A 25,534-nucleotide genomic window follows, 5' to 3' on the forward strand; every position below is an offset into this window, starting at 1 on the left:
TACCGCGCGACGGGTCGCGCCTAAAACGAGGACCGCATGACGACTGACAAGGCAGGGCTCGGGGCCAAGATCACGGTGAGCGAGGATTTGCGTCTCCAGGTCCCGGATCATCCGATCATCCCATTCATCGAGGGCGATGGCATCGGGGTGGATATCACGCCGGTGATGCGCCGGGTGGTGGATGCCGCAGTGGCCAAGGCCTACGGGCCGACGCGTGCCATCGTATGGCACGAGATCTATGCTGGCGAGAAGGCCCATGCGCGCACTGGTCAATACCTGCCCAAGGAGACCTTGGCGGCCATCGCCGAATACGTCGTATCGATCAAAGGCCCGCTCACCACGCCCGTGGGCGGGGGATTGCGATCCCTGAACGTGACATTGCGCCAGGAACTCGATCTCTATGTGTGTCTGCGCCCAGTACGCTACTTTGCCGGCGTCCCAAGCCCGTTGAAGGAGCCAGAGAAGACCGACATGGTGATCTTCCGGGAGAACTCAGAGGATATCTACGCCGGCATCGAGTGGCCGGCGCAGTCACCCGAGGCGCGCCAGCTCATAACGTTTCTGATCGACACCCTCGGCGTGCGTTCGATCCGTTTCCCCGAGACCTCGGGGATCGGCGTGAAGCCGGTATCGCAGCAAGGCACCGAGCGGCTCGCGCGCAAGGCCCTGGAATATGCCATCGCCCACCGCCGCCCGTCGGTTACGTTCGTGCACAAGGGCAATATCATGAAGTACACCGAGGGCGCGTTTCGGCAATGGGGCATGGATCTGGCGCAGCGCGAGTTCGGGGCCGTCTGGCACGACGGCCGGCTTGTGATGCCGCGTCCGGACGGTGGCTCGGTGGTGATCAAAGACGTGATCGCCGACGCCTTTTTGCAACAGATCCTGCTGCGCCCGGAAGACTATAGCGTGATCGCCACCCTGAACCTGAACGGCGATTACATCTCCGATGCCCTGGCCGCCCAGGTCGGGGGCATAGGCATGGCCCCCGGCGCCAACCTCTCGGACGGCGTGGCGATGTTCGAGGCCACGCACGGGACTGCGCCCCGCTATGCCGGTCAGGACAAGGTAAATCCCTCGTCGCTCATCCTCTCGGCGGAGATGATGCTGCGTCATATCGGTTGGGGCGAGGCCGCCGATCTCATCGTGCGCGGTATCGGCGGGGCATTGGCGGCGGGCCGGGTGACCTACGACCTCGCGCGGCTGCGGCCAGGGGCCACCGAGGTCAGTTGTTCGGGTTTCGGGGACGCGATCGTATCGTTCATGGCCTAGGAGCCGGGAGTGTCGTGCGCGATGAGGGTCGGGTGGCAGCGCTAGACGCACAACGAGTACGAGCAGATCTTTCGGGCGGGGTGGGGCGCGTGATCGCGTGGTGCATGGGCCTTTTGTGGCTGGTGCTGGCCGGCTGTGCGCACTATCGTGCGCGGCCGCTTACGCCCGAGGCCGTCAAGGCCGCGCTGGCCGTGCGCCCGGCGACCACCTTATGGGTGCGGCGCGCGCACTTATTACTGCCGTCCCTGCCGCCGCTGATCGTACACAAGGGACAGCCTCTGACCCCGGATCTGGCGGCGGTCGTGGCGGTGGTGGGTGACCCGGCGCTGCGCGCGCTACGCGCCCAGGAGGCGGTGGCGCGCGCCCAGGTACTGAGCGCCGGGCTTTTACCGAATCCGGTCTTTTCCTATGGCACCGGTGTGCCGCTCTCCGGGGCCGGCCTCACCCGGGCGTTTCGCACAGCGCTTGGTCTTCCCATCCAGTCCCTGGTGACGCGCGCGCCACGCGTCAAGGGTGCACGCCTGCACGCGCAGGCTGTGGATCTCGCCATTGCCTGGCAGGAATGGCAGGTGGCGGCGCGTGCCAAGGCGCTCGCCTACGCCCTGATCATGGGCCGCGCCGAGCGGCGCCTGCTCGCGCGCGAGATCCGCGCGTTGCGCCATAGCGTGGCGATCCTCGCCGATGGCGAGGCCGCCGGTTATGTCACTTTGGGCGTGGCGGGCGCCGCGCGTCTGGCCCTGCGCCAGACCGAGGTCGTGTCCCTCAAGGTGCGTCAGCACCTGGCAAGTCTTGCGCTCGCGCTGCGCGCACTGCTCGGGGTGGGGGCGCATGCGCCGCTGCGGCTGGCGCGTTCTGAGGCGCATGCCGCCCCGGGACGCGACTGCCTGCGGAGTGCGCCCTGGCTGCGCGGTCTCGCCCGCCGCAGGCTCGATCTGCTGGCCTTGCGCAAGGGCTACGCCAGCGAGGATGCGGCGCTGCGTGCAGCCATTGCCGGGCAGTTCCCGGCCATCACCATAGGCGTCGATCGCGCCCGCGATACGAGCGACATCAATACCCTCGGGGCCGGTATCACGGTGGCGCTGCCGATCTTCAATCACAATCAGGGGGCCATCGCCCAGGCGCGCGCCACGCGCCGGGCGCTGTTTCGCGCCTATGCGGCGCATCTGTTCGCGGCGCGCGCCGGTATCCACCGGCTGATCATGCGCATGCGTTATCTGCGGCGCGAGATGCGCAGCACGCAATCGGCCGTCCATGCCCTCGATCATCTCGAGAGACTCTATCATGTGGCGCTCGCCAAACACCGGATCGCGGCGCTCACCTATTATCAGCTTCTTGGGCAGCTCGTGAAGCAGCGCCTGGTGTTGTTGCAGGATCGCGCGTTGCGCGCTCAGTTGGCGGTGGCCGTCGAGGCCGCGAGCGGGAGGTTTGAATGGCCAAGGACCTGCGCCGGCCGCTCTTGAGGCGCGTGCTCGGGCTTGTGATCGTGGTGGCGGCCGTGGGTGTCGCGTGGTCATTGACGCAGCGGTCCGCGCGCCCCCGTCGCGCCCTGCAACCGCCGACTGCCACCGTACGCGTTACCCCCATACGCCGCGGTCCGGTCATCACGCGCCTCGTGGCCTACGGGCGCGTCGTGCCCGCCCCGTGGGCCGTGCATGCGCTCGTGGAGCCCTTCGAGGTCTCGGTCACGCGGGTGTTCGTAAATCGCGGTCAGAGCGTCGGCAAGGGCGCGACCCTGCTGGCCGTGACTCCCGGTCCCACCGCGCGGCTTGGGCTGTTACGCGCCGAGAACAGCTTTCGTCTGGCGCGCCTGGCGTTGCGCGAGGAACGCATGCGCCTGCGCTTAAAGCTCGCCACGCGCAGCGGCCTTTTGCGCGCGGAGCGGGCCTTCGACGCCGCGCGGCTGTCGCTGCGCGTGTTTCATGCCGAGGGCTTGCATCAGCACATGACGGTTCCGGCCCCGGTCACGGGAGTCGTGAGCGATATCGCCGTCGAGGAAGGCTCGATCGTGAATCCCGGGCAGGCGCTCATCAACCTGATCGCCGGCGATCGGCTGGAGGTGCGCCTCGGGGTGGAGCCCGAGGATGTGCCGAGCATACGCGTGGGCGAGCGCGTGCGCCTGTCGTCTTTTGAAGGAACTGGATCTCAGCGTATCCATGGTCTGGTGTCTGTGATATCGCGGGTCATGGACCCCGCGACCCACATGATCAACGTATTCGTGACGCTGCCGCGCGCCAACTCCTATCTGTTGGGCGAGTATGTCGAGGGCCGGTTCACGGCGGTCTCGGCGGCAGGGCTTCTGGTACCGCGTTCGGCGGTGTTGCCGTCCGGGCATCACTTCATGCTGTATACGGTGGCCGATGGCCGTGCCGTGCCGCACCGCGTCGCGCTCGGGCCGCACAACGGGCGTGTCGCCCAGGTCGTGGCCCGACACCTTGCCGTGGGCATGCCGGTGGTGGTGCGCGGCAACTATGAACTCACGCCGGGGATGCCGGTGCGCGTGTCCAAATGAACCTGAGTGGCTGGATCCAGCGCCACAGGCGTTCCTTGTTGTTTCTGATGGCACTCCTGGTCCTGGGTGGGGTGTATTCGGGCACGCGGCTGCCGGTGGCATTGTTTCCGCACGTCGCCTTTCCGCGCGTCGAGATCTATGCCAATGCCGGCGACCGCCCCGCCAAGCGCATGCTCATCCAGGTCACCTATCCGGTCGAGGAGGCGGTGCGCGGCATTCCCGGGGTGGTCGGGGTGCGCTCCACCACAAGCCGCGGCAGCGCGGATTTTTTCATCAACTTCCATTGGGGCGAGAACATGACGACCGCCACGCTGGAGGTTCAGGCGGCGCTGGCCGAGATCAATCGCCGCCTGCCTACCGATACCACCTTTCAGGTGCGGCGCATGCGCCCGACGATCTTTCGCATGCTGGCCTATACCTTCACCTCGCGCCGCGTGTCGCAGGTCACGTTGCGGGACATTGCCCGTTACCAGTTGCGCCCGCTGCTATCGGCGATCCCGGGGGTGGCGCGCGTGGGCGTCCTGGGCGGGCGCACCGAGGAGTACCGTGTCACCGTCAATCCCGCGCGGCTTGCCGAATATGGGCTCACCATCGGCGATGTCGCGCGCGCCCTGGCGCATAGTAATGTCCTGCGCACCGTAGGCCACCTCCAGGAGAACTACCGCTTTTATCTCGTGATCTCCAACACCAGGCTCCACAGGTTGCGGGATATCCGCCGCACGGTGCTGCGCTCGGGCGGCAATGGCATCGTACGGCTCGACGAGGTGGCGACGGTGGCGCGCGCCCTGAAGCCCCAATGGACACAGGTGGTGGCCGATGGGCAACCGGCGGTCAGCGTGCAGATCTACCAGCAGCCGGGTGGCAATACGGTGGCCATCACGCGCACCGTGAAAAAGGTGCTGCGGCGCTTCGAGCGGGGTCTTCCGCGTGGTGTGCATGTGCGCAAGTGGTACGATCAGGGGGTACTGATCCAGGCCGCTGCGCACAGCGTACGTGACGCGGTATTGATCGGCGCGCTGCTGGCGGCGCTCGTGTTGCTGTTGTTTTTGCGCAATGTGCGCATCACTTTCATCGCCCTGATTACCGTGCCGAGCGTGCTTGCGGCCACCATGCTGCTGCTGTTCGCGCTCCATATGAGCTTCAACATCATGACTTTGGGAGGCATGGCGGCATCGGTCGGTCTTATCATCGACGACACCATCGTCATGCTCGAACACATCATGCGCAGGCTCCATGAGCGGGGCGCCACGGCCGCGCGCCCGGAGCGTGTCATGACCGCGGTGCGCCAATTCACCCGTCCGCTCGTGGGTTCGTCGGCCTCGACCATCATCATCTTCACGCCGCTTGCCTTCCTGTCCGGCGTCACCGGGGCCTTTTTCCGGGCCCTGTCGCTCACCATGGCGGCGAGTCTCATCATCTCATTTTTTGTCGCCTGGCTGGCGGTGCCGATCCTTGCCGATCATTTCCTGAAGGCAAGCGATCTTGAGGCCGGCGAGGAGGGGCCCTGGACGCGCCGGGCGCACGCCCTCTATGAGCGCCTCATGCGCGCCATGTTCCGGGATCCACGGCGGCTGTTGCTGGCCATCGTCGCGCTCGTAGGGCTTGGGGTCACGGGCTTTGCGCTCACCGGTTCGGGATTCATGCCGTCGATGGACGAGGGCGGTTTTGTGTTGAATTACCGTGCCGCGCCTGGTACCTCGCTCACCGAGACCGCACGCCTGCTCGACAAGGTACAGAAGATCCTGCTCGCCGATCACAACATACGAACCTATTCCCTGCGCACCGGCCTACAGCTCGGCGGCGGCATTACGGGCACCAACGAAGGCGACTTCTTTGTGCTCCTGAAACCCTATCCGCGGCCCTCGGTATGGCGCATCATGGCGCATGTGCGCCGCGCGATCCACGAACGCGTGCCGGGTCTCAGAATCAGCATGGATCAACCCATGCAGGATTTGATCGGCGATCTGACGGGCGCCCCGCAACCGGTGGAGATCAAGGTATTTTCCGGCAACGGCCCGCTTTTACGGCGGCTTGGTCCGGAGATTGCCGCGCGCCTGCGGCGTATTCGCGGCATCGTGAACGTGCGCGATGGCATCGTCTATGCCGGCGATGCCGTGGAGATCCGCGTCAACCGCGCCAAGGCGGCCCTGGAGGGCGTGAACCCACAGAGTGTCACGCGCCAGCTCGCCGCGTATCTGAACGGCACGGTGGCGACCGACGTGCAACGCGGCGTGCGCATGATCGGGGTGCGGGTGTGGGTGCCGCGGCCGATGCGCCGGTCCTTGCACGCCATTCGCGACCTACGGCTGCGCGCCGCCAACGGCCGCCTGTTTCCATTGCGTGCGGTGGCCGTGGTGCGGCGCCTGAACGGCCAGCCGGAGATCGCGCGCGACAACCTAAAGCGCATGATCCCGATCACCGCGCGCATCGCCGGACGCAGCCTCGGTGGGGTGATGCACGATGTGAAGAGGCTCATGGCGCGCCGCAACTTTCTGCCTCCTGGGGTCTATGCCACGCTCGGTGGCGTGTATGTGCAACAACAGATCGCGTTCGCCGGCCTTATGGCGGTGTTCGTGGCGGCCGTGGCGCTCGTGTTTCTGCTGCTGCTCTTTCTGTACGAGCGCTTTCTCGTGACTTTTGCGCTGATGGCCACCACCTTGCTGGCGCTATCGGCGGTATTCGTCGGTCTGTGGGTGACAGGGACGGAACTCAATATCTCGTCGATGATGGGCATGACCATGGTGGTGGGTATCGTCACCGAGGTCGCGATCTTTTACTACTCCGAGTATCAGGACGTGGGTGAGGGGGATGTCGTGGAGTGCCTGATCGCGGCCGGCAAGAACCGGCTGCGGCCGATCGCGATGACCACGCTGGCGGCAATCCTGGCGCTCCTACCGCTCGCCTCGGGCTGGGGTCAGGGCTCGGCCATGCAGCAGCCACTCGCCATTGCCATCATATCCGGTCTCCTGGTGCAGCTGCCGCTCGCGCTGGTGGCCTTGCCGCTGTTCCTGTCGTGGGGTATTCGCTACCGCTCGTCCGAATCGTGACAAAAAACCCGGCCGGGCCGGGTTTCAAGGTGTTATGATCCAACCTGCTAGGTGTCAGACCGCGCGAATATTGGACGCCTGGGGTCCTTTGGGGCCGTGCTGGACCTCGAACTCGACCTCCTGGCCCTCTTTCAGGGTCTTGTAGCCGTCCATCTGAATGGCCGAGAAGTGGGCAAACACGTCGTCACCCCCCGCGCTCGGTGAGATGAAGCCGTATCCCTTGCTTGCATTGAACCACTTCACAATACCTGTTGCCATGCCATGATCCCCCTACTGATAGCGTGTCGCCCGCAATGCTGTGCTTGAAAACGGGTCATATTTTAGGTAATTCTAATAAAGGCCTATGAAGCGAGCCCGTCGTTATTCATGCGCATTTCTTTTGTCAAGTCAAGATGGGCGACGAAAGGGGGTGAATGAGCCCTGGACGCGTGCGTGCGATCGGCAGAAAATCGCGTCATGGCGGCGTAATGGTGAAGGAGGTCTGAGTGCAAGCAGGACGGGCCGGTCATGGCGGATAGGCGCCCTGGGGGTGTGGCGGATCTCGATGTCCAAGAGGCCAAGCCCAAGGTCGCTTTACCGCCCCTTTACAAGGTGATTATCCTGAATGACGATTATACCCCGATGGACTTCGTGGTGCTCGTGCTCGAACGGTTCTTCAACAAGAACCGCGAGGAAGCGACGCGCATCATGCTGCATGTGCATCAACGCGGCGTGGGTGTATGCGGCGTATATACAAGGGAAGTCGCCGAGACTAAAGTAAGACAAGTGACCAATTTCTCTGGCGAGAATCAGCATCCCTTGCAGTGCACGCTAGAGCCGGAGTAGGGGTCGGTACTTACGTGATTTGGAGGTGTTCCTTCCCATGTTATCCCAGGAACTCGAATTTTCCCTGAACATGGCCTTCCAGGAGGCTCGCGAGAAGCGCCATGAGTTCATTACCGTCGAGCATCTCCTGGCCGCGCTCCTCGACAACCCGAGCGCGGCGCGCGTGCTGCGCGCCTGCGGGGGGAATATCGAGGAGTTGCGGCGTAGCCTGTCTGCCTTCCTGCGCGAGAACATCCCGACGCTCGCCCCCGGCAGTCAGGTCGAGACCCAGCCTACCCTGGGCTTTCAGCGCGTCATTCAACGCGCCGTGCTGCACGTCCAGGGGGTGGGCAAAAAGGAGGTCACGGGCGCGAATGTGCTGGTGGCGATTTTCAGCGAGAAAGAGTCGCATGCGGTCTATTTCCTGCAAAAGCAGAATATCACCCGCTTCGATGTCGTGAATTACATCTCGCATGGTATCTCCAAGGTGCCGGGCGAGGGGCACGAGTTGTCGGCGTCCGAGGAGCAGGAAGAGGGGACCACTGCTAACGAGCGCGGGGCGCTGGATGTGTTTGCCGTCAACCTGAATGAACAGGCGCGGCTCGGAAAGATCGACCCCTTGATCGGGCGCGACCAGGAGATGAGCCGTACCGTGCAGATCCTCTGCCGGCGCCGCAAAAACAACCCGTTATATGTGGGCGAGGCCGGGGTCGGCAAGACCGCGATCGCCGAGGGTCTCGCCAAGAAGATCGTGGATGGTGATGTGCCGGAGGTGCTGGCGCATAGCACCATCTATGCGCTTGACATGGGGGCGCTGCTCGCCGGTACCAAATACCGGGGGGATTTCGAGAAGCGTTTGAAGGCGGTCATAACCCATCTGAAGAAGCAGGACAACGCCATCCTTTTTATCGATGAGATCCACACCATCATCGGGGCGGGCGCGGCCTCGGGAGGGGCGATGGACGCCTCCAATCTGCTGAAGCCCGCACTGGCGTCTGGCGAACTCAAATGCATAGGCTCGACCACCTATCAAGAGTATCGCGGCATCTTCGAAAAGGATCGCGCGCTCTCGCGCCGGTTCCAGAAGATCGACGTGCCGGAGCCTTCGGTGGAAGAGGCCGTGCAGATCCTGCGCGGACTGAAAGGGCGCTTCGAGCAGCACCATGGCGTGCGCTATACGCAGCAGGCGCTGCGTACCGCAGTCGAACTGTCGAGCCGCTATATAGGGGATCGGCATCTACCGGACAAGGCCATCGACGTGATTGATGAGGCCGGGGCCAGCGTCCATCTGACGGCACCTAGCCGCCGCAAGAAGACCATCGGCGTGCCCGAGATCGAGGAGATCGTGGCGCGTATCGCACGCATCCCGCAAAAGCATGTCTCGACGTCGGATCGCGAGGCGCTGCGCAATCTCGAGCGCGACCTGAAGCTCGTGGTGTTCGGCCAGGATGCCGCGGTCGAGGCGCTGGCGGCGTCCATCAAGATGGCGCGCTCGGGATTACGTGAGGGCGACAAGCCGATCGGATCGTATTTGTTCTCGGGCCCCACCGGGGTGGGCAAGACCGAGGTCACGCGCCAGCTTGCCTATATCATGGGGTTGCAGCTCGTACGTTTTGACATGTCCGAATACATGGAAAGGCACACGGTGTCGCGTCTCATCGGCGCGCCACCGGGCTACGTTGGCTTCGATCAGGGCGGACTGTTGACCGACGCCATCAACAAGCACCCGCATTGTGTGCTGTTGCTAGATGAGATCGAAAAGGCCCATCCGGGGGTGTTCAACCTATTGCTGCAGGTCATGGACCACGGCACACTCACGGACAATAACGGCCGCAAGGCGGATTTCCGGCACGTGATCATCGTCATGACCACCAATGCCGGCGCCGAGCAGATGGGCCGTTCGGGCATGGGCTTTTTGCCATCGGAGAAGGCCGGGGAGGAGTTTGTTGCGATCAAGCAGACCTTTACCCCGGAATTTCGCAACCGACTTGATGCCATCATAAGCTTTGCGGCCCTGTCGCCGGAGACCATTGCCCATGTCGTCGACAAATTCGTAGTCGAGCTCGAGGGGCAGCTTGAAGACAAGGGCGTAACCATCGACGTCGAACCCTCGGCGCGCGCCTGGCTTGCGCGCCATGGCTACGACGTCGCCATGGGCGCACGGCCGATGGCACGGATCATACAGGAGCGGATCAAAAAACCGCTGGCCAATGAACTTCTATTCGGGCGACTCGCTAATGGCGGCGCTGTGAGTGTGCGGGAGGAAAACGACGGCCTCATCTTCGATTATGCCGAAAAGCCGGTGGGCGTACAGGAGTAGACTCGTCGTCAGGACCAGGGAGCGGGCGCCGCGATCACCCCTGCAGGGCCTGCTGCCGTCGTGCCCGCTCTATGAGCGGGTGCCGACGCGTGATGAGTCCGGTCATCTGTTGAGCGATTTCATGATGCTGATCCCGGGCCTGGGGCAGCGCCCTGGTCCCGAATGCCGTGAAGTCATGGGCCGCGTCGACGGTGTGCTAAAGGGCTTTCCCGAGGTGGTGTTTGCGGACATGAACCTGCGGCTCAACCTTTTGTGGGTAAGCGTGCGCGCGCGCCCCGGCGTCATTCTCGACATCGCATGCTGCTTGAAATTTCACGTGCCGGAGGCGTTGCTCGTCGGTCCCAAGACGTCTTGAGGCCGATGGGTCCCTTAGCGGGCGCGAAAGACGATGCGACCCTTGGTCAGGTCGTAAGGGGTGAGCTGGACGGTCACCTTGTCGCCGGTGAGGATGCGGATATAGTTCTTGCGCATCTTGCCGGAGATATGGGCGGTGACGACGTGACCGTTGTCGAGCTTGACGCGGAATAGGGTGTTGGGGAGGGTGTCGACGATGGTACCCTCCATTTCGATATGCTCTTCCTTAGACACTCTCTCTCGCTCCCGAAGAAGGCGCTTATGATGCCCGAAGCCCGGGATCGCGTAAAGTCATTTTGGGCCGAGGCCCGTTGGGAACGATGCGCTTTACGAATGGCAGCGGCAGCGGGCGGCAAAAGGACGGGCGTCAACGCAGATCGAGCGGCGACCAGCGACCGTTGCGGTAGGCCTCGAGCGGCCGAAACCGGGCCTTGTAGGCCATCTTCTCGCTGTCTTTGACCCAGTACCCGAGATACAGGAACGGCAGGCCGCAGCGATGCGTCTCGGCGATCTGCCAGACAATGGCGTAGGTACCGAGCCCGCGTTGGGCCAGGGATGGATCGTAGAAGGTATAGACCGCCGACAGACCGTCGGGCAACGTGTCGATCACGGCGACACCGGCAAGCACCCCGCCGATGCGAAATTCGTGGAAGGCCGTATTACTATGGCGGCTTACGAGGAAGCGTAAATAGGTCGCTGGGTCGGGATTGGCCATGGCCCCGGCCGGGTGGCGGGCGTCCTGATAACGCAGAAACAGCGCGAAATGCTCGGCGTCGAAGGCCGCCGGCCGTGCGATCACCACGACATCGTCGTTGCGCGCGGCCGCGCGTCGCTGGGCCCGGCTGGGGACGAAGGCCGCGACCGGGATACGCACCGGAATGCAGGCCTGGCACCCCGGACAGTGCGGGCGGTATATGAGGTCCCCGCTGCGGCGAAACCCGCGGCGATTGAAGTCGCCGAGCAGTTCGGGGGTTAGCGGATAGCGCGGATCGATGAACAGGGTGCTGGCTGTCTGATGGGGCAGATAGCTGCAGGCGTGGGTGGTCGACAAAAACAGGTGCGGTGCCCCTTTGATGGCAGTCACGGTGCGTCCTCCACGGCGGTCGTCCAGCGGCCGGCGGCAATCGGCAGCCCCACCGCCCGACGCAGCTCATGAAGAAAGACCCGACGCGGCATGAGTCGCGCCCCGAGCGACGCCATGTGCTCGGACGGCACCTGGCAGTCTATGAGGGTAAACCCGGCGGCGGTGAGGCGCGCGATAAGGCCCACGAACGCGATCTTTGAGGCGTAGCTTGCCATACTGAACATGGATTCCCCGAAAAACGCGCCCCCGAGCGCCACCCCATAGAGCCCACCGACCAACACGCCATCCCGCCAGGCCTCCACGCTGTGGGCGTGGCCGCGATGAAACAGGTTCTCGTAGGCCGTGATCATCTCGGCATTGATCCAGGTGCCGGGCTGCCGGGCCCGCGGCGCGGCGCACGCCCGGATGACCACGGGAAAGGCGCTATCGAAACGGATGGTGTAATCGTGCCGGCGCATGGCCTTGGCGAGGCTACGGTTGATACGCAAGTCTGCCGGGGCCAGCGCCATACGGGGGTCCGGCGACCACCACAATATGGGCGGTTCGTTGTACCATGGAAAGATCCCGGCCGCGTAGGCGCGCAACAGCCGCTCGGGCGACAGGTCGCCGCCCGCCGCAAGCGGCGCATCCGAGGGCGCCTGATCGACTGCCGGAAAGGCCAGGGAATCGGGTGAAAGCCAGGCGATCATCGCGGCCGTACCCGTGGGGCGTGGGGCATCATGACGGTCGGCGAAAAGGCGTGTGCTCGTTTAATTCGTTCAGGGTCATTTCAAGACCGGCATTCTCGCGCGCCAAGAAATCATCGACGGCGCGCTGAAATTGCGGATGGTCCAGCCAATGCAGGGAATACGTGGGGGTCGGCAGAAACCCACGGCTCAACTTATGCGCCCCCTGGGCCCCGGCCTCGAAGCGCCGTATGCCCTGCGTCAGGCAATAATCGATTGCCTGATAGTAGCAGGTCTCGAAATGGAGGCCGGAGATGGGGGCAAGTCCCCCCAATAGCGGCCATATAAGGTCGTGTCGTCACGAAAAAAGAGCGCGCCGGCCACCGGCGCGGTGCCGACGTAGCCGAGCACCAGCACCACGCCCGGAACCGATGCGCCGATGCGCGAGAAGAAATCCCGCGTGAGATAGGCGATCGCCCCATATTTGGCGATGGTGGCGTGGTAGAGGTCATAAAAGATGTCCCATAGGGCCTCATGCCGCACCGGTCCTTCATGAACGACATAGCGAACGCCGGCCTCTGCCACCTGACGGCGCTCCCGACGGATATTCTTGCGTTTGGGCGCGGACAACGCCGCTAGGTAATCGTCAAAGGATGACCAGCCGTCGTTATGCCAGTGGAACTGGAAGCCTGTGCGTTGCGAGAAACCGACACTCTCCAGCGTCTCGCGGCCGGCGGCATCCATGAACAGCCAATGGACCGATGAGGCCCCGGTGGCGGCCGCCTGCGTGCGCAAGGCATGGGCGGCCGCGTGGATGATGTCGGGGCCGCACCGTTCGGCGCCGCATAGCACGCGCGGACCGGTCACCGGGGTGTAGGGCACGGCGACCACGAGCTTCGGGTAATAATGAAGCCCGGCCCTCTCATAGGCGTGTGCCCACGCCCAGTCAAAGACGTATTCGCCATAGGAATGAGTCTTGCGGTACACCGGGACAAGGGCTGAAAGCCGTGTCCCGCGATAGATCGCCAGGGGTTCCGGATGCCAGCCACAGCCGGCGCCCACCGAACCGCTGTCTTCCAGGGCCTTCAGAAATTCGTGGCGCAAAAACGGCTGGGGTCCCGATAAGGCGTTCCATAGGTCTTGCGGCACCTCCGCCACGCTGCGCAGGAATCGGCAGCTGATGGCTTCGGAGTCTATCATGGCCGCAGCGCGCGCCTCGGCGGACGCCGTCCGTTGCTCGGCGCGCCAACGGCGTCCGGCGGCTGAAGAAGGGCATTGAGCCGCCCGATGTCGCCTACCGTCAGGTGACTCACCGCAGCCTTCAGTTCCAGGCGGCCGAGCAGATAGTCATAGATGGCGCGCGCGAAGTCACGCCGCGTACGGTAGTAGGCCTGTTCGGCGCGCAGCACATCGACGTTATTGCGCACGCCTACGCGCATGCCGAGACGTTCGGAGGCGAGCGCCACGCGCGCGGCCTTCTTGGCCGCCGCCAGGGCCGCAATCTCGTGGTAACCATTGCGCACGTTCAGAAATGCCTGGCGGACATCGAATTGGACGCGGCGCTCGACGCGCAGGGCGGCCACGTGTGCGTGGAAGGCGGCAGCGCTGGCGCGCGCACTCTCTGCCGACAGTTCACCGCCCTGGTAGATGGGCAGCGTGACGTCGAGCCCGATGGTCTTGTCACGCAGCACGGTTCCGAACCCGAACTCGCCGTTGCCGGCGCGGCTGTAACTGTAACCCGCCTGGGCCGTGATGGTCGGGTAGCGTGCGGCGGATGCCGCGCGCGCGCTTTCCGATGCCGCATGCGCCTCGGAACGGGCGGCCTGCAAGACCAGATTGTCCCGCAGTGCCTGGGCCTCGTCTGTGGTGAGCGCGCTTGCGCGCGGATGCGGAAGGGGGTGATGAAGATTGAGTGGCCATAGGTGATGAGCCGGCTGGCCGGTCATACGTTCGATGCGCGCACGCGCCAGGCGCACGGCGTTGCGTGCCGCGAGCACCGCGGCATGCACAGCCTCGTAACGGGCGCGCGCCTCGTTGGCATCGGTGATGGGCGCGCGCCCGAGATGAAAGCTGCGCAGCGCGCTTTGATATTCGGCGCGTAGCGCGCGCTCCTCGGCGCGGCGCAGGCGCAGGTCGTCTTGCGCCAGCAGAAAACCGAAGTACTGGGCGGACACCGTGAGCACGAGGTTGCTTTGGGCGAGCGCATAGCGCTGGCGCGCGGCGCGCATGGTGGCGCCCGCCGCGCGCCAGGCATAGAGCGCGCGGATATTGAGCAAGGTCTCGGTCACGGAGATGCCATAGCCGTTGGCATTGAAGGTGAAGTGGCCGCTTGGGAAGACGAAGCCGCCCGATGCGCCGCCCAGAATCCGACTCGTGAGGTCGTTGTAGCTGGTATTGGCCTGCGCCGAGATGTGCGGCAGGAACGCCGAGCGGGCCTCAGGGCCTATGGTACGCGCCTCCCGGTACGAGGCCCCAGCCTGCCGATAGCCCATGTCATGAAGGCGCGCTGCCCGGAAGATGTCTTTGAGGTTGGCCGCCAGGGCCGGGGCGGCGGTGCACGCGAGCCAAGCCGGGACAAGCAGGGACACACACTTTTTCATCATGTTTCTTGGAGACCTCCCGTGATTCATGGTCCGGCCAAAGGGCTTTAGGATAGCACTTTCCCGCATCAAGACGCGGCCCCCGGCGAGGTCTGGAATCGTGAGACGAAACACACGGCGTTGGCCGTCGCGAGCCTTAAGTCCGGGTCAGGGGGCGGGGCGATGCGCGATGCGTACGCGCATACCGTTTGTCAAGCGCACCGGCGCATGGGTAACGACCTCGGTTCCCGGACGCAGACCCGAACGTATGACCACGCCCTGAGCCACGACGTGGGCTGCGCGGATAGGCCGCGCATAGACATGCCGGCCGCGCACCACGAATACCACGGTCCCGACACGGCGCAGAAAGACCGCACCCGGCGGGACCAGCAACCGCTGCGCGCGGCCGGCCATGACATCGACGCGCAAAGGGCTGCCGACGGTAAATCCGGGGCGTGGTGGCAGTGTGATCCAGGCATAGAGCGCATGATGCGTGCGCTTCGCCGGTGTCAGTCGGGCGATGGTGCCGGTCACCGGAGAGCGCGGTGCCAGCGGGCTATGCAGCAGCACACGTTGGCCGATCCTAAGCGGCGGGTGCAAGACCGCCGGGAACGGCGCGCGCGCGGTGCGAATGGAGGTCCCGGCAAGGCCAAACAGCCGTTGCCCGGGGTGCAGGCGCTGGCCGTCTTGGACGAATACCCGCACCACCCGGGCATTGACCGGGGCGCGGATGACCAGGGGCGGGCGCGGCGCGCCCGCCGGATCCGGCGGGCGCAGCCGCGCGAGAATCTCACCGGCCACCACCGCGGATCCGGATTGGACGCTGATATCCGTCAGGCGCCCACCCGTGGGGGCGGTGATTACCGGACTTGCCCCGGGTTCGACATCCCCGATCGCGGTGCGTACCACGGCCAGGCGCGTCGTGAAGGCGCGCCCGACTGTGACTTGCGGCGCGGCGAGGGATGCGGGGGCCGGATGGCGCGCGCAGGCCGCGAGCAGCGCGCCGAGGGCAATCAGGGCGGCGCGGCTTCGATAAGCGGACACAGGGCATCCTCATGGCGTGTGCGGCCATGGTAGCGGCGGTCCTCGGCGATCGCAAGATGTGTGGCCACTCTGTGGCATAATCACAGTCTCGCTAGTGGTCTGGGAGGGTGTAGTGCGTCTGCATGAATATCAGGCTAAGGCCTTGTTGGCAGCCCATGGCATCGCCACGCCGCCGGGGGTGGTGGTGACGCAAGGAGAAGAGATCGACGCCGCGCTACGGAAACTGGCGGTGGCGCGCTGTGTGGTGAAGGCCCAGATCCACGCCGGGGCGCGCGGCAAGGCCGGTGGAGTGCGCGTACTGGCGGCCGATGAGGTGGCCGCCTATGCGCAGGGACTCCTCGGCACGCGATTGGCCACACCACAGACTGCCGGAGACGGTCTGCCAGTCGATAGCCTGTTGCTCGAGGCCCCAGTGGCGGCGGCGGCCGAGCTCTATCTGGCGTGCGTCGTCGATCGCAACGCCGGCGCGCGTGTACTGCTCGCGGGCCGGGAGGGGGGCATGGGGATCGAGGAGGGCGCCAAACCGGTCGCACAGGTGATCGACACCATGCGCGGTTTCTCGCCCTATCAGGGACGCGCGCTGGGCCGGACCATTGGGCTCTCGGGGCGCGCGGTGGCAGCCTTCGGCGATGTCGTGGCGGCGCTCGTGGCGCTGGCCGGGATGCTCGACGCGATGCTCATCGAAATCAACCCACTGATGCTGCGTGAAGACGGCAGCTTCGTGGCCGGTGACGCCAAGATCGAGATCGATGACAACGCCTTGTTCCGGCAGCCGGCCCTGGAGGCCATGCGCGATGCGCGCCAGGGCGACGCCAGGGACGAGGAGGCGCGCGCGCGAGGACTCCAGTACATCGCCCTCGATGGCGACATCGGCTGCCTCGTCAATGGCGCGGGATTGGCGATGGCGACCATGGATCTGATCGCCCAGGCCGGCGGGCGTCCGGCGAATTTTCTCGACGTGGGTGGTGGTACCACCGCCCACAAGGTTGCCGAGGCCCTGACCTTGATCGCACGCGATCCGCGTGTAAAGGTCGTGCTCGTAAACATCTTCGGAGGTATCGTGCGCTGTGATCTCATAGCCGAAGGGTTGTTGTTGGCGGCCTCCGGCTTCGGTCGGCCGTTACCGATCGTGGTGCGTCTCGTCGGCACCCGCGAGGCCGAGGGGCGACGGGCATTGGCCGACGGCGGATTACTGGGTGATGTCACGCAAAGCCTGGAACAGGCGGCTACGCTGGCCGTGCGGCGGGCGCAAGCGTCATGAGCGTACTCGTGCATAAGGGCACGCGTGTGCTCTGCCAGGGATTCACCGGCAAGCAGGGGACCTTCCATTGCCAACAGGCGCTCGACTACGGGACCGACATCGTAGGCGGCGTGACTCCCGGCAAGGGCGGTACGCACCATCTCGATCGGCCGGTGTTCGATACCGTAGCCGAGGCGGTGGCCGCGGTGCAGCCGGACGCCTCGGTGATTTATGTGCCGGCACCGATGGCCGCCGATGCCATCCTCGAGGCGGCGGCCGCCGGCATCGGGCTCGTGGTGTGCATCACCGAGGGTATCCCGGTGGCCGATATGCTGCGCGTCAAGGCCTTGCTGCCGGGCACCACCCGCCTCATAGGGCCTAACTGTCCTGGGATCATAACCCCCGGCGAATGTAAGATCGGTATCATGCCTGGGGCCATCCACAGTCCCGGCGTCGTCGGCATCGTATCGCGTTCCGGCACACTCACCTATGAGGCGGTGGCGCAGACCACTGCCGAAGGCCTCGGCCAGACCACCTGCATAGGCATCGGCGGTGACCCGGTGCATGGCCTGGGTTTTATCGATGCCCTGCAACTCTTCGAGGCCGACACGGCCACCAAGGCGATCTTGCTCGTAGGCGAGATCGGGGGGGTGGAGGAAGAGCAGGCGGCGGACTATATACACACCCACATCACGAAACCCGTCGTGGCCTATATTGCCGGTACCACCGCGCCGCCCGGTCGGCGCATGGGCCATGCCGGGGCGGTCATAGCCGGTCACCTGGGCACCGCCACCGGCAAAAAGACTGCCCTGGCACAGGCCGGGGTCATGGTCGTCGACTCCCCGGCGCGCATGGGGCGCGCCATGGCCACGCGGCTTACGCGCTGATGGTGACGGTGGCGCTCTGCCAGATGTGCTGCGCCGTCGGCGATATCGCCGGCAATGCCCGGCGCATGGCGGCGTTCGCGCGCACCGCCCGCGACCGTCATGGCGCCGATGTGATCGCCTTTCCCGAGCTCGCGATCACCGGCTACCCGCCCGAGGACCTGCTGTTGCGCGCCGACTTCGTGCGGCGCGCGCAGTCGGCGGTCGAGGACCTCGCCGCACAGTGCCCGGACATCGATATGCTGGTGGGTCTCCCTTGGGCGCAGGACGGCCGATTATATAACGCCGTGGCATGGGTGCACGCCGGCGTGATCGCCGAACTCTATCGGAAACAGATCCTGCCCAATTATGGGGTGTTCGATGAACGCCGCTACTTCGCCGCCGGTGACAAGCCGCTGGTGCGCACCGTGGCAGGCAGTGCCATCGGTGTCACCATCTGTGAGGACTTGTGGGAACCAGGCCCGGTGGCGCGCGCGGTGGGCGCCGGCGGTGCGATCGTGATCAATGTCAATGCCTCACCCTACCATCGCGACAAGGACCGTCTGCGTCTTAAGGTGGCTGCAGCACGCGCCCGGGAAAGCGGCGCGACGCTCGCTTATGTGAACATGGTGGGCGGCCAGGATGAACTCGTATTCGACGGCATGTCGTTTGTGATGGATGGCCGGGGCGAGGCGATAGTGCGCGCCGCGGCATTCACCGAGGACCTTGTCATCGTGCGCTTCGCTCCGGACGGGACGGTGCTTGCGGGGCCGAAGGCGGCGTGGCCGAATGGCGAACATGCGCTTTACGAGGCGCTGAAGCTAGGATTGGCCGATTATGTCGAGCGTAACGGGTTCGAGACCGTGGTATTGGGCCTGTCCGGGGGTATCGACTCGGCGGTTACGCTCGCCTTGTGCCGCGATGCCCTCCCGCATGCGGCCCTTTATGCGGTGATGATGCCGTCGCGCTACACCCAGGCGATGAGTATCGAGGATGCGCGTAGCGAGGCGACAGCGCTCGGTCTCGATCTTGCGGTGGTGCCGATCGATGCCGCCTACGAGGCCCTCGCCGCCACGCTCGGCGATCTGTGGGACGGGCCCGGGCAGGGGTTGGCGGCCGAGAACCTGCAGGCGCGGATTCGTGGGACCCTGCTCATGACGATCGCCAACGCCCATCGCGGGTTGGTGGTCGTGACCAGCAACAAAAGCGAACTGGCGGTCGGGTATACCACCCTCTATGGCGACATGGCGGGCGGCTACGCGCCGCTCAAAGACGTCTTCAAGACCGATGTCTATGCGCTCGCCCGTTACCGTAATGGCCTGGGCATGGTCATCCCGGAACGGGTGCTTACGCGCGCCCCGAGCGCCGAGCTGCGTTGCGACCAGAAAGACAGCGACAGCCTACCGTCCTACGATATGCTCGATGCCGTGCTTGCCCGCTATATCGAGCAGGACTGGGACGCCGAACAATTGATTGCCTACGGATTCGAGCGGCCGATGGTTGCCGAGATCCTCCGGCTGGTACGCGCCGCGGAACATAAGCGCAAACAGGCGCCCCTTGGCACACGCGTGACGCAGCGTGCCTTCGGCCGGGATTGGCGCTATCCGGTGACCGTGTCTTACGAACCGCCGAGCACGTGAGCGCGGCGCAGGCGCTTGACATAGGGGCTCGCCGGGAAGTTGCGCGCGAGGATACGCGCCGTGTCACGGCTTAAGTGCACCATGCCCATTCGCTGGTAGGCCATGGCCATGAGCCCGAGGGCATCGGCGACCGCCGGCGTACGCGGATAATGCTCGATCACGCGTTTGCAGCGGTCGGCGGTTGCGACATAGGCGCCGTGGATATAATAGTAACGCGCCACCGAGATATCGTTGCGCGCAAGCATGTCGATCAGATAATTGGCGCGTTCCGCGGAATCGGTGGCATAGATGCTGTGCGGGTACTTCGTGACTACCGTCTCGAACGCACGCAGCGCCGCGCGCAAGGCGGTGCTGTCGCGGCCACGGAGCTGGTTGACACCAAATGTGCGCTCTATGATACTTTTATTTTTGTTGAAATTGACGAGCCCTTCGAGATAATACGCATAGGCGACGCGTGGATCGGTCGGATGGAGGCGTATGAAGCGCTTTATGGCGGCTATCGCGGCGTCCGATTCGCCGGATTTGTAGTAGGCATAAGCGACGACGATCTCGGCCTGGGCGGCATAGCGGCCATAGGGATAGCTGCCCTCGAGCTCCTCGAGCAGTGTCACCGCATGATGGTAATTGCCGGCTTTGAGGGCACTCACCGCGTGCGCATAGAACCGTTGGGCGGGCCAGTGGCGGACCTTGTGATGGTCACGGCCGCAGGCGGCAAGGCTTGCAAGGGCGACCGCAAGACAAAGACGGGACAGGGGACGACGCATGACTACCTCTCTGATATGCCGGTGCAAGCTTAACCGGATTTGACGTGAGCGAAAAGGGTTTGACAGACGAGTTCAGGTTTTGTCTGGAGATATCTCCGGCCGAGGAGGGCTTGAGGTTGGATCGTGCACTGGCGCGACGGCTGCCGCAGTACTCACGCACTACGCTCCAGGGTTGGCTGCGTGACGGGCGTATCACCATAGGCGCGCGGCCGGTGAGCGCGGCGGCGCCGGTGCATGCCGGTGAGTGTGTAGCCTTCGATTTGCCACCGCCGGCACCCGCGGATGTGCTTGCCGAGGACATCCCGCTGTCGATCGTGTTCGAGGACGACACCCTGATCGTGATCGATAAGCCTGCGGGGCTGGTCGTGCATCCCGGCGCCGGCTGCGCCCGGGGTACATTGCAAAACGCGCTCTTGCATCATGTGCCGGATCTGGCGCCGCTTGCGCGCTCGGGGATCGTGCATCGCCTCGACAAGGACACCTCGGGCCTACTTGTGGTAGCGCGCACCGAGACCGCGCGGCTTGCGCTCATCGGGCAACTCAAGACCCGTGAGATGGGGCGCGAATACGAGGCGCTCGTGATCGGTACGCCACCGGCGGCCGGGTTTGTGGATGCGCCGATAGGACGCGACCCGCGCCACCGGACGCGCATGAGCGTGCGCCGCGATGGGCGCCCGGCGCGTTCGGATTTCGTGGTGCTGGAGCGCCTCGGCGCCTACAGTCTGCTTCGGGTGCGGCTGCACTCCGGGCGTACACACCAGATCCGTGTCCATATGGCGTACCTCGGGTTTCCGCTCGTCGGCGACGAGACCTATGGCGGGGGGCGCACGCGTCATCTTCTGGACCGTCAAGCCTTGCACGCGCGCCGCCTGACGGTGCGTCATCCGCGCACCGGTGAGTCGTTGGTCTTCGAGGCCTCGCGTCCGGACGATCTCGCGAATATCGTGGCGAGGCTGCGCCGCGAGAGTCTTTCGTGATCCGCGTACTGCCGGCCGCCTGGCCCGTGCTCGGTGTGCGCGCCTTCACCACCTGTCGCGCGGGAGGCGTGAGCCAGGGTCCCTTCGCGTCGTTGAATCTGGCCGCGCACGTCGGCGATCACGCATCCGACGTGGCCGCCAATCGCGCGATCCTGGCGCGCGCGTGCGGGTTGCGCGGGCAACCCCTCTGGCTGCGTCAGGTCCATGGTCGCACGGTGGTGGATGCCGGCGTGCCATGGGCGGAGCCGCCCGAGGCCGACGGCAGTTTTAGCACGCGTCGCGGCGTCATGTGCGCCGTGCTTACCGCCGACTGCCTGCCGGTGGTGCTCGCCGCCCAGGATGCACGCTGCGTGGCGGTACTGCATGCCGGATGGCGAGGGCTGGCCGCCGGCATCCTCGAGGCCGGTGTCATGGCGCTGCCCGTGCCGCCGGGCCAGCTCGCGGCCTGGCTTGGGCCGGCGATAGGCGCGAGCGACTATGAGGTCGGGGGCGACGTGCGCCATGCCTTCGGCGCGGCCCCGCACGCTGCATTCACGACCACAGATGGGGGGCGCTATCGCGCCGATCTCTACGCGCTGGCACGGCGGCAACTGCAGTCGCTTGGGGTCAGGGCGATCCATGGTGGCGGATTCAATACCTTCCGCGACCCAGATCTCTACTCTTATCGGCAAACCCCGGTCTGTGGACGGATGGCGACCGTCGCCTGGATCGTCTGATACTAAGCCCCCCGACAACGGTTTCCAGGAGGCGACGCGATGGCCAAGAGCCTGCAAGGCAAACGTATAGCCATGCTTATGACCGATGGAGTCGAACAAGTCGAGTATGAGAAGCCGCGTGCGTTCCTTGAGGAACGCGGGGCGTCCGTGGAGCTCATCTCCCCGAAAAAGCGCGGCGAGCAGATCCAGGGCTTCAATCATCTGACCCCCGGTTCGCAGTTCACCGTGGAAAAGGCGGTCGAAGACGCCCATCCCGAAGATTATGACGCGCTGGTGTTGCCAGGCGGGGTCGCCAATCCCGACCAGCTGCGCTTGAGTCGCAAGGCGGTCGAGTTCGTGAGTCAGTTCGCGAAGACCGGGCGGACGCTGGCGGCGATCTGCCATGGTCCCTGGCTTTTGATCAATGCCGGGCTGGCCTCGGGGCGCCATATCACGAGCTGGCCGAGTCTTGAGACCGATCTCAAAAATGCCGGTGGCCGATGGAGCGATGAGCCGGTGGTGGTCGACGGCCGGTTCATCACGAGCCGCAAGCCGGATGACATCCCGATGTTTGACGCCCAGATCGAAAAGGCGCTCTCGCAGTCGGCGGGCGCACATACCTGAAGACCTCGGGGCCTAGAGCAGGGAAAGGCGTAGCGAGAGGTCGAGTGCGTGTAGGGACTTTGTGATCTCGCCGACTGACAGGAAGTCGACTCCGGTCTCGGCATAGCGCCCGGCATTGGCCAGGGTGATACCGCCGGAGGCCTCGAGCAGGGCGCGTCCGGCCGTGTAGCGCACGGCCGCCTCGAGGTCCTCAAGGGCAAAATTGTCGAGCAGGATGCGGGGGGCGCCGGCGGCCAGCGCCTCTTCGAGTTCGGCGAGTGTCTCGACCTCGATCTCCACCATGCGTCCGGCGGCGATGTCGGCGGCGCGGGCGATGGCCTGGGCGATGGAGCCGGCTGCGGCGATGTGGTTTTCCTTGATGAGAACCCCATCGTAGAGGCCAATACGATGATTCAAGCAGCCCCCGCAACGGACCGCGTACTTCTGGGCGAGCCTGAGTCCCGGCAGGGTCTTTCGGGTATCGAGGATCTGTGCGCGGGTGTGGGCGACCGCGTCGGCATAGCGGCGCGCGCGCGTCGCGGTCCCAGACAGGGTCTGCAGGAAATTGATGGCTGTGCGCTCGCCGGTCAACAATGCCCGCGCCCGGCCATGGACTTCGCACAGCACCATGCCCGCCGCTATCCGATCCCCATCCCGCGCCCGCCAGTCTATGCGCGCGTTGGGATCAAGTTGCGCAAACACCCGGTCGAACCACGCGCACCCGCAAAGGATCCCGTCTTCGCGCGTGCTCAGCACGGCATGCGCCGGACCCTCCGGCACCAGCAACGCCGTCAGGTCTCCGCCCCCCACATCCTCATCGAGGGCGCCTTGGACCTGGGCGGCGATCAGTGCAGAGGGTATGGCGGACGGCATAGGCGGATCCCCGCTGAGATGTGGCGCTTGTCGGCGGTATGAAAATTGCGGAACGAGGGTCGTTTTATCGACGCGTCACTTATGATGCTGGCGCCGCGCAGGCTGGTATGTGCGCCGTCGAACCACGGCATGGAATAGCCGCGGTATGGGAACGCGCGAAATCCCGGATAGGGATAGAAGCGATTATCACACCATTCCCAAACCTGACCCGTATCGCGCAAAAAGCCCATGCGAACGCCGAGTTCCCATTCCACCTCATGCGGCAGGCGGGCACGCGCATAACGCGCGAACGCGCGTGCCTCATAGGCCGACAGCCCCGCTACGGGGGCCGTGGCGCTCAATTCAAAGGCTCCCGAATGATCCACGCCATACCAGGATCCATGGCGGTTGCATCGCCAGTGCCAGGGCGCCTCGGCGCCGGCCGACTCGCGCCAGCGCCGCGCCTCGCATGTCCAGTAGCGGTCGTCATGGTAGCCGCCCGCCTCCATGAATCCCAGGTAGGCGGCATTGGAGACCGGGCGTTCGGCGATCGCGAATGCCGGCACCGACACGATGTGACGCGGGCGCTCATTGTCATAATGGTGGGGACTATCGTCGCCGATCTCGCACAAGCCACCGGGCCAGGTGTGGTAGTCCGCAGACGACGCCTCGGCCACGAGCGGACGCGACGGGAGGAAGTCGCCGGTATCCAGGGCCAACGCGCGCGCCGTGAGCGCCTGGTGCATGGTTTCCAGGTGCTGACCATGATGCTGAATCAAAAAGTGCAATATGAAGTCGCCGGCCAATAATGGATGATGGGGATGCGCAGATTCGGCCACGCTCAGCCACTCGACGCACTGTCCCTCCCAGTCTGCCCATTCGTGGGTGAGTTCGCCCAGATCCGGCGTGCACGCGCCGCGCTCGGATTTGCGCAGGCCGTCGGGCCGAAACAGTCGGGCGCGCCCAGCGTCGTGGCCAAGCCCGGCGAGTCGCTCTCCGATCCATTGCTGCTCCACATACAAAAGGTGCCCAAGATGCCACAGCAGCGGGCTCAGGTCCTTGTGGTGCATGCGTCGCCGCTCGGCGGGCGGCACCGATCGTACGAGCGACCGGGCGCTAGCGCGCATCTTCTGAAGATTGGCGTAGAGCGAGGCGTCCATAAGTCTACAGTGATATGAGCTGGGCGGGTTTATCGCCATCGACAGTGAGGATATGATGCTCGGGGACTGTTTGCCAATACGTCCCCTCCGTCAGAGGTTCCGAGGCGACGAGGGTGGCATTCGGATATTCTTCGTCGTCGATCGTAAAGTAGAGGGTCGGTGGCGCGGCCCCCAGGGCATGACGAAGGGCATGGATCCGCTCGCCGTCTGTGACCACGATATTCAGGAGGCCGCCCGCGACGCCGAATTCGTCGAACAGTCGGCGCGCAGTCTCCCGCAGGGCCTCGGGGATGTCGAAATCGGCCGTGGCCAGGACCTGACGAAGCAACGCGAACACGTATTCGGAATCGGTCGTCCCTTCGATCGAGCACTCGATCTCCGGGGACAGGACGCGGCGCAGGCGCGCGCGCACTGCCGGGAAATCGACCAGATAGCCGTTATGCAAAAACAGCAAGCCATCCGCCAGATAGGGCTGCGTATTGGCGGGATGATTGGCGAACCCGGCGGTGGCGCTGCGTACGTTGGCCACCCACACGGGCGCGGTGATATGCGCGGCGAGGGTTGGCAGGTTGTGGTCGGCCCATATCGGCATGCCATAGGTAAGACGCGCCAAAGACCCGTCAGGGGCACGCCAGCCGACGCCGTAACCGTCGGCATTGACCCGCGCCTCGCGCATCTCGCGCGGGGCGTACGACTGCTGGACCAGGCCATGGGCGGGCGCGAGCAGGAAACGCGCCAGTGACAGGGGAGGTCCGAGATAGGCGGCGAGACGACACATGGCGACGGATTCTAGCAAAAAAGACCCGGTGTTGCCCGCGCTTATGACCGTGCCACGGGCGCGAGCGGGATCACCAGCGAGGCCTGCCGCCCTGTGCGCGCCGATGCCGCCACAAACGACGCCCTCATGCGTCGTCTGGTATGGCGCCCTGGCGACAACCTGAAGCGCGCCCGCGCGTGGTCGGGTGGCTATGCGGCGAAAAGGCCCGATGGTGGGCAGACGCGCCGATCGGTCGGTGCGCGATGCCGCGACGATGGGATCGGGACGGCGGGGGATTATCAACG

The 25,534-nt window shown here is 65.1% G+C and carries 23 protein-coding genes and 1 pseudogene; 13 read left to right on the top strand and 11 right to left on the bottom strand.

The window, feature by feature from the left end; all coding sequences use genetic code 11:
- The first annotated feature begins 36 nt into the window (after window positions 1–36).
- Genes icd through C4900_RS09180 form a run of 4 tightly spaced genes read left to right on the top strand, consistent with a single transcriptional unit; the run spans window position 37 to window position 6,828 of the window.
- A complete protein-coding gene (icd, locus tag C4900_RS09165) occupies window positions 37–1,272 on the top strand; it encodes an NADP-dependent isocitrate dehydrogenase (protein ID WP_065970656.1) in 1,236 nt (411 codons plus the stop codon).
- A gap of 32 nt (window positions 1,273–1,304) precedes the next feature.
- On the top strand, window positions 1,305–2,732 hold the full coding sequence (locus C4900_RS09170) for a TolC family protein (protein ID WP_141689291.1): 1,428 nt from the start codon (window positions 1,305–1,307) through the stop codon (window positions 2,730–2,732).
- Window positions 2,702–3,781, top strand: coding sequence for an efflux RND transporter periplasmic adaptor subunit (locus C4900_RS09175; RefSeq protein ID WP_065970651.1), 1,080 nt, complete (start codon window positions 2,702–2,704; stop codon window positions 3,779–3,781). Before C4900_RS09170 ends, C4900_RS09175 begins: the two co-directional genes overlap by 31 nt.
- The gene (locus C4900_RS09180; protein WP_065970649.1) at window positions 3,778–6,828 is read left to right on the top strand and encodes an efflux RND transporter permease subunit; all 3,051 of its coding nucleotides are present in this window, start codon (window positions 3,778–3,780) and stop codon (window positions 6,826–6,828) included. Before C4900_RS09175 ends, C4900_RS09180 begins: the two co-directional genes overlap by 4 nt.
- Window positions 6,829–6,882: 54 nt before the next feature.
- Here C4900_RS09180 and C4900_RS09185 read toward each other — a convergent pair whose 3' ends face one another.
- Window positions 6,883–7,086 (bottom strand): cold-shock protein, encoded by a 204-nt coding sequence (locus tag C4900_RS09185; RefSeq protein WP_065970644.1) that lies wholly within the window; start codon window positions 7,084–7,086, stop codon window positions 6,883–6,885.
- Between the two features lie 249 nt (window positions 7,087–7,335).
- On the opposite strand from C4900_RS09185, the gene clpS reads away from it, so the two are divergent.
- The 3 genes from clpS to C4900_RS09200 all read left to right on the top strand — a co-directional run bounded on the left by clpS (window position 7,336) and on the right by C4900_RS09200 (window position 10,307).
- Window positions 7,336–7,653 carry an ATP-dependent Clp protease adapter ClpS gene (gene clpS, locus C4900_RS09190; RefSeq protein WP_065970643.1) on the top strand — a complete coding sequence of 106 codons (318 nt, stop codon included), beginning with the start codon at window positions 7,336–7,338 and terminating at the stop codon, window positions 7,651–7,653.
- Window positions 7,654–7,690: 37 nt separating this feature from the next.
- Window positions 7,691–9,952 (top strand): ATP-dependent Clp protease ATP-binding subunit ClpA, encoded by a 2,262-nt coding sequence (clpA, locus tag C4900_RS09195; protein WP_065970642.1) that lies wholly within the window; start codon window positions 7,691–7,693, stop codon window positions 9,950–9,952.
- 79 nt (window positions 9,953–10,031) lie between these two features.
- Complete coding sequence (locus C4900_RS09200; protein ID WP_211306869.1) at window positions 10,032–10,307, top strand: hypothetical protein; 276 nt, start codon at window positions 10,032–10,034, stop codon at window positions 10,305–10,307.
- Window positions 10,308–10,321: 14 nt separating this feature from the next.
- On the opposite strand, the gene infA is transcribed toward C4900_RS09200, so the two are convergent.
- The 6 genes and pseudogenes from infA to C4900_RS09235 all read right to left on the bottom strand — a co-directional run bounded on the left by infA (window position 10,322) and on the right by C4900_RS09235 (window position 15,678).
- On the bottom strand, window positions 10,322–10,540 hold the full coding sequence (infA, locus tag C4900_RS09205; protein ID WP_065970641.1) for a translation initiation factor IF-1: 219 nt from the start codon (window positions 10,538–10,540) through the stop codon (window positions 10,322–10,324).
- 133 nt (window positions 10,541–10,673) lie between these two features.
- Window positions 10,674–11,390 (bottom strand): arginyltransferase, encoded by a 717-nt coding sequence (locus C4900_RS09210; protein ID WP_211306870.1) that lies wholly within the window; start codon window positions 11,388–11,390, stop codon window positions 10,674–10,676.
- Window positions 11,387–12,079, bottom strand: a complete 693-nt coding sequence (gene aat, locus C4900_RS09215) for a leucyl/phenylalanyl-tRNA--protein transferase (protein ID WP_065970640.1) — start codon at window positions 12,077–12,079, stop codon at window positions 11,387–11,389. The genes C4900_RS09210 and aat overlap by 4 nt, the downstream gene beginning before the upstream one ends.
- A gap of 28 nt (window positions 12,080–12,107) precedes the next feature.
- A pseudogene (locus C4900_RS09225) lies at window positions 12,108–13,255 on the bottom strand (GNAT family N-acetyltransferase).
- Window positions 13,252–14,658 (bottom strand): TolC family protein, encoded by a 1,407-nt coding sequence (locus C4900_RS09230; RefSeq protein ID WP_065970637.1) that lies wholly within the window; start codon window positions 14,656–14,658, stop codon window positions 13,252–13,254. The pseudogene C4900_RS09225 and the gene C4900_RS09230 overlap by 4 nt, the downstream one beginning before the upstream one ends.
- A 144-nt stretch (window positions 14,659–14,802) precedes the next feature.
- Window positions 14,803–15,678, bottom strand: coding sequence for an efflux RND transporter periplasmic adaptor subunit (locus tag C4900_RS09235; RefSeq protein ID WP_065970636.1), 876 nt, complete (start codon window positions 15,676–15,678; stop codon window positions 14,803–14,805).
- Window positions 15,679–15,790: 112 nt separating this feature from the next.
- On the opposite strand from C4900_RS09235, the gene sucC reads away from it, so the two are divergent.
- The 3 genes from sucC to C4900_RS09250 are packed head-to-tail and all read left to right on the top strand — an operon-like array spanning window position 15,791 to window position 19,421.
- A complete protein-coding gene (gene sucC / locus C4900_RS09240) occupies window positions 15,791–16,939 on the top strand; it encodes an ADP-forming succinate--CoA ligase subunit beta (protein ID WP_065970681.1) in 1,149 nt (382 codons plus the stop codon).
- On the top strand, window positions 16,936–17,805 hold the full coding sequence (sucD, locus tag C4900_RS09245; RefSeq protein WP_065970635.1) for a succinate--CoA ligase subunit alpha: 870 nt from the start codon (window positions 16,936–16,938) through the stop codon (window positions 17,803–17,805). The genes sucC and sucD overlap by 4 nt, the downstream gene beginning before the upstream one ends.
- On the top strand, window positions 17,805–19,421 hold the full coding sequence (locus tag C4900_RS09250) for an NAD+ synthase (RefSeq protein WP_065970631.1): 1,617 nt from the start codon (window positions 17,805–17,807) through the stop codon (window positions 19,419–19,421). Before sucD ends, C4900_RS09250 begins: the two co-directional genes overlap by 1 nt.
- Here the strand turns inward: C4900_RS09250 and C4900_RS09255 are convergent.
- The gene (locus C4900_RS09255) at window positions 19,400–20,185 is read right to left on the bottom strand and encodes an outer membrane protein assembly factor BamD (protein ID WP_065970629.1); all 786 of its coding nucleotides are present in this window, start codon (window positions 20,183–20,185) and stop codon (window positions 19,400–19,402) included. The two genes, C4900_RS09250 and C4900_RS09255, sit on opposite strands and share 22 nt — an antisense overlap.
- Before the next feature lie 44 nt (window positions 20,186–20,229).
- On the opposite strand from C4900_RS09255, the gene C4900_RS09260 reads away from it, so the two are divergent.
- From C4900_RS09260 to C4900_RS09270, 3 genes are read left to right on the top strand one after another with little or no spacing between them, the layout of a single operon-like run.
- Window positions 20,230–21,162, top strand: a complete 933-nt coding sequence (locus C4900_RS09260) for an RluA family pseudouridine synthase (RefSeq protein ID WP_211306871.1) — start codon at window positions 20,230–20,232, stop codon at window positions 21,160–21,162.
- Entirely contained in the window at window positions 21,159–21,878 is a 720-nt protein-coding gene (gene pgeF, locus C4900_RS09265; protein WP_065970627.1) for a peptidoglycan editing factor PgeF, read from the top strand. Before C4900_RS09260 ends, pgeF begins: the two co-directional genes overlap by 4 nt.
- Window positions 21,879–21,917: 39 nt before the next feature.
- Window positions 21,918–22,481 (top strand): type 1 glutamine amidotransferase domain-containing protein, encoded by a 564-nt coding sequence (locus C4900_RS09270; RefSeq protein ID WP_065970626.1) that lies wholly within the window; start codon window positions 21,918–21,920, stop codon window positions 22,479–22,481.
- 12 nt (window positions 22,482–22,493) lie between these two features.
- Here the strand turns inward: C4900_RS09270 and nadC are convergent, their stop codons facing one another.
- From nadC to C4900_RS09285, 3 genes are read right to left on the bottom strand one after another with little or no spacing between them, the layout of a single operon-like run.
- Window positions 22,494–23,333: a carboxylating nicotinate-nucleotide diphosphorylase gene (gene nadC / locus C4900_RS09275; RefSeq protein ID WP_065970625.1), complete on the bottom strand. Its 840-nt coding sequence runs from the start codon at window positions 23,331–23,333 to the stop codon at window positions 22,494–22,496.
- Window positions 23,306–24,472 (bottom strand): SUMF1/EgtB/PvdO family nonheme iron enzyme, encoded by a 1,167-nt coding sequence (locus C4900_RS09280; protein ID WP_170132493.1) that lies wholly within the window; start codon window positions 24,470–24,472, stop codon window positions 23,306–23,308. The genes nadC and C4900_RS09280 overlap by 28 nt, the downstream gene beginning before the upstream one ends.
- A 4-nt stretch (window positions 24,473–24,476) precedes the next feature.
- Window positions 24,477–25,250, bottom strand: a complete 774-nt coding sequence (locus C4900_RS09285; RefSeq protein ID WP_065970677.1) for a class II glutamine amidotransferase — start codon at window positions 25,248–25,250, stop codon at window positions 24,477–24,479.
- Between the last annotated feature and the right edge of the window lie 284 nt (window positions 25,251–25,534).

It is taken from the genome of Acidiferrobacter thiooxydans (assembly GCF_003333315.1).
In the GTDB taxonomy this organism is placed as follows: Bacteria; Pseudomonadota; Gammaproteobacteria; order Acidiferrobacterales; family Acidiferrobacteraceae; genus Acidiferrobacter; species Acidiferrobacter thiooxydans.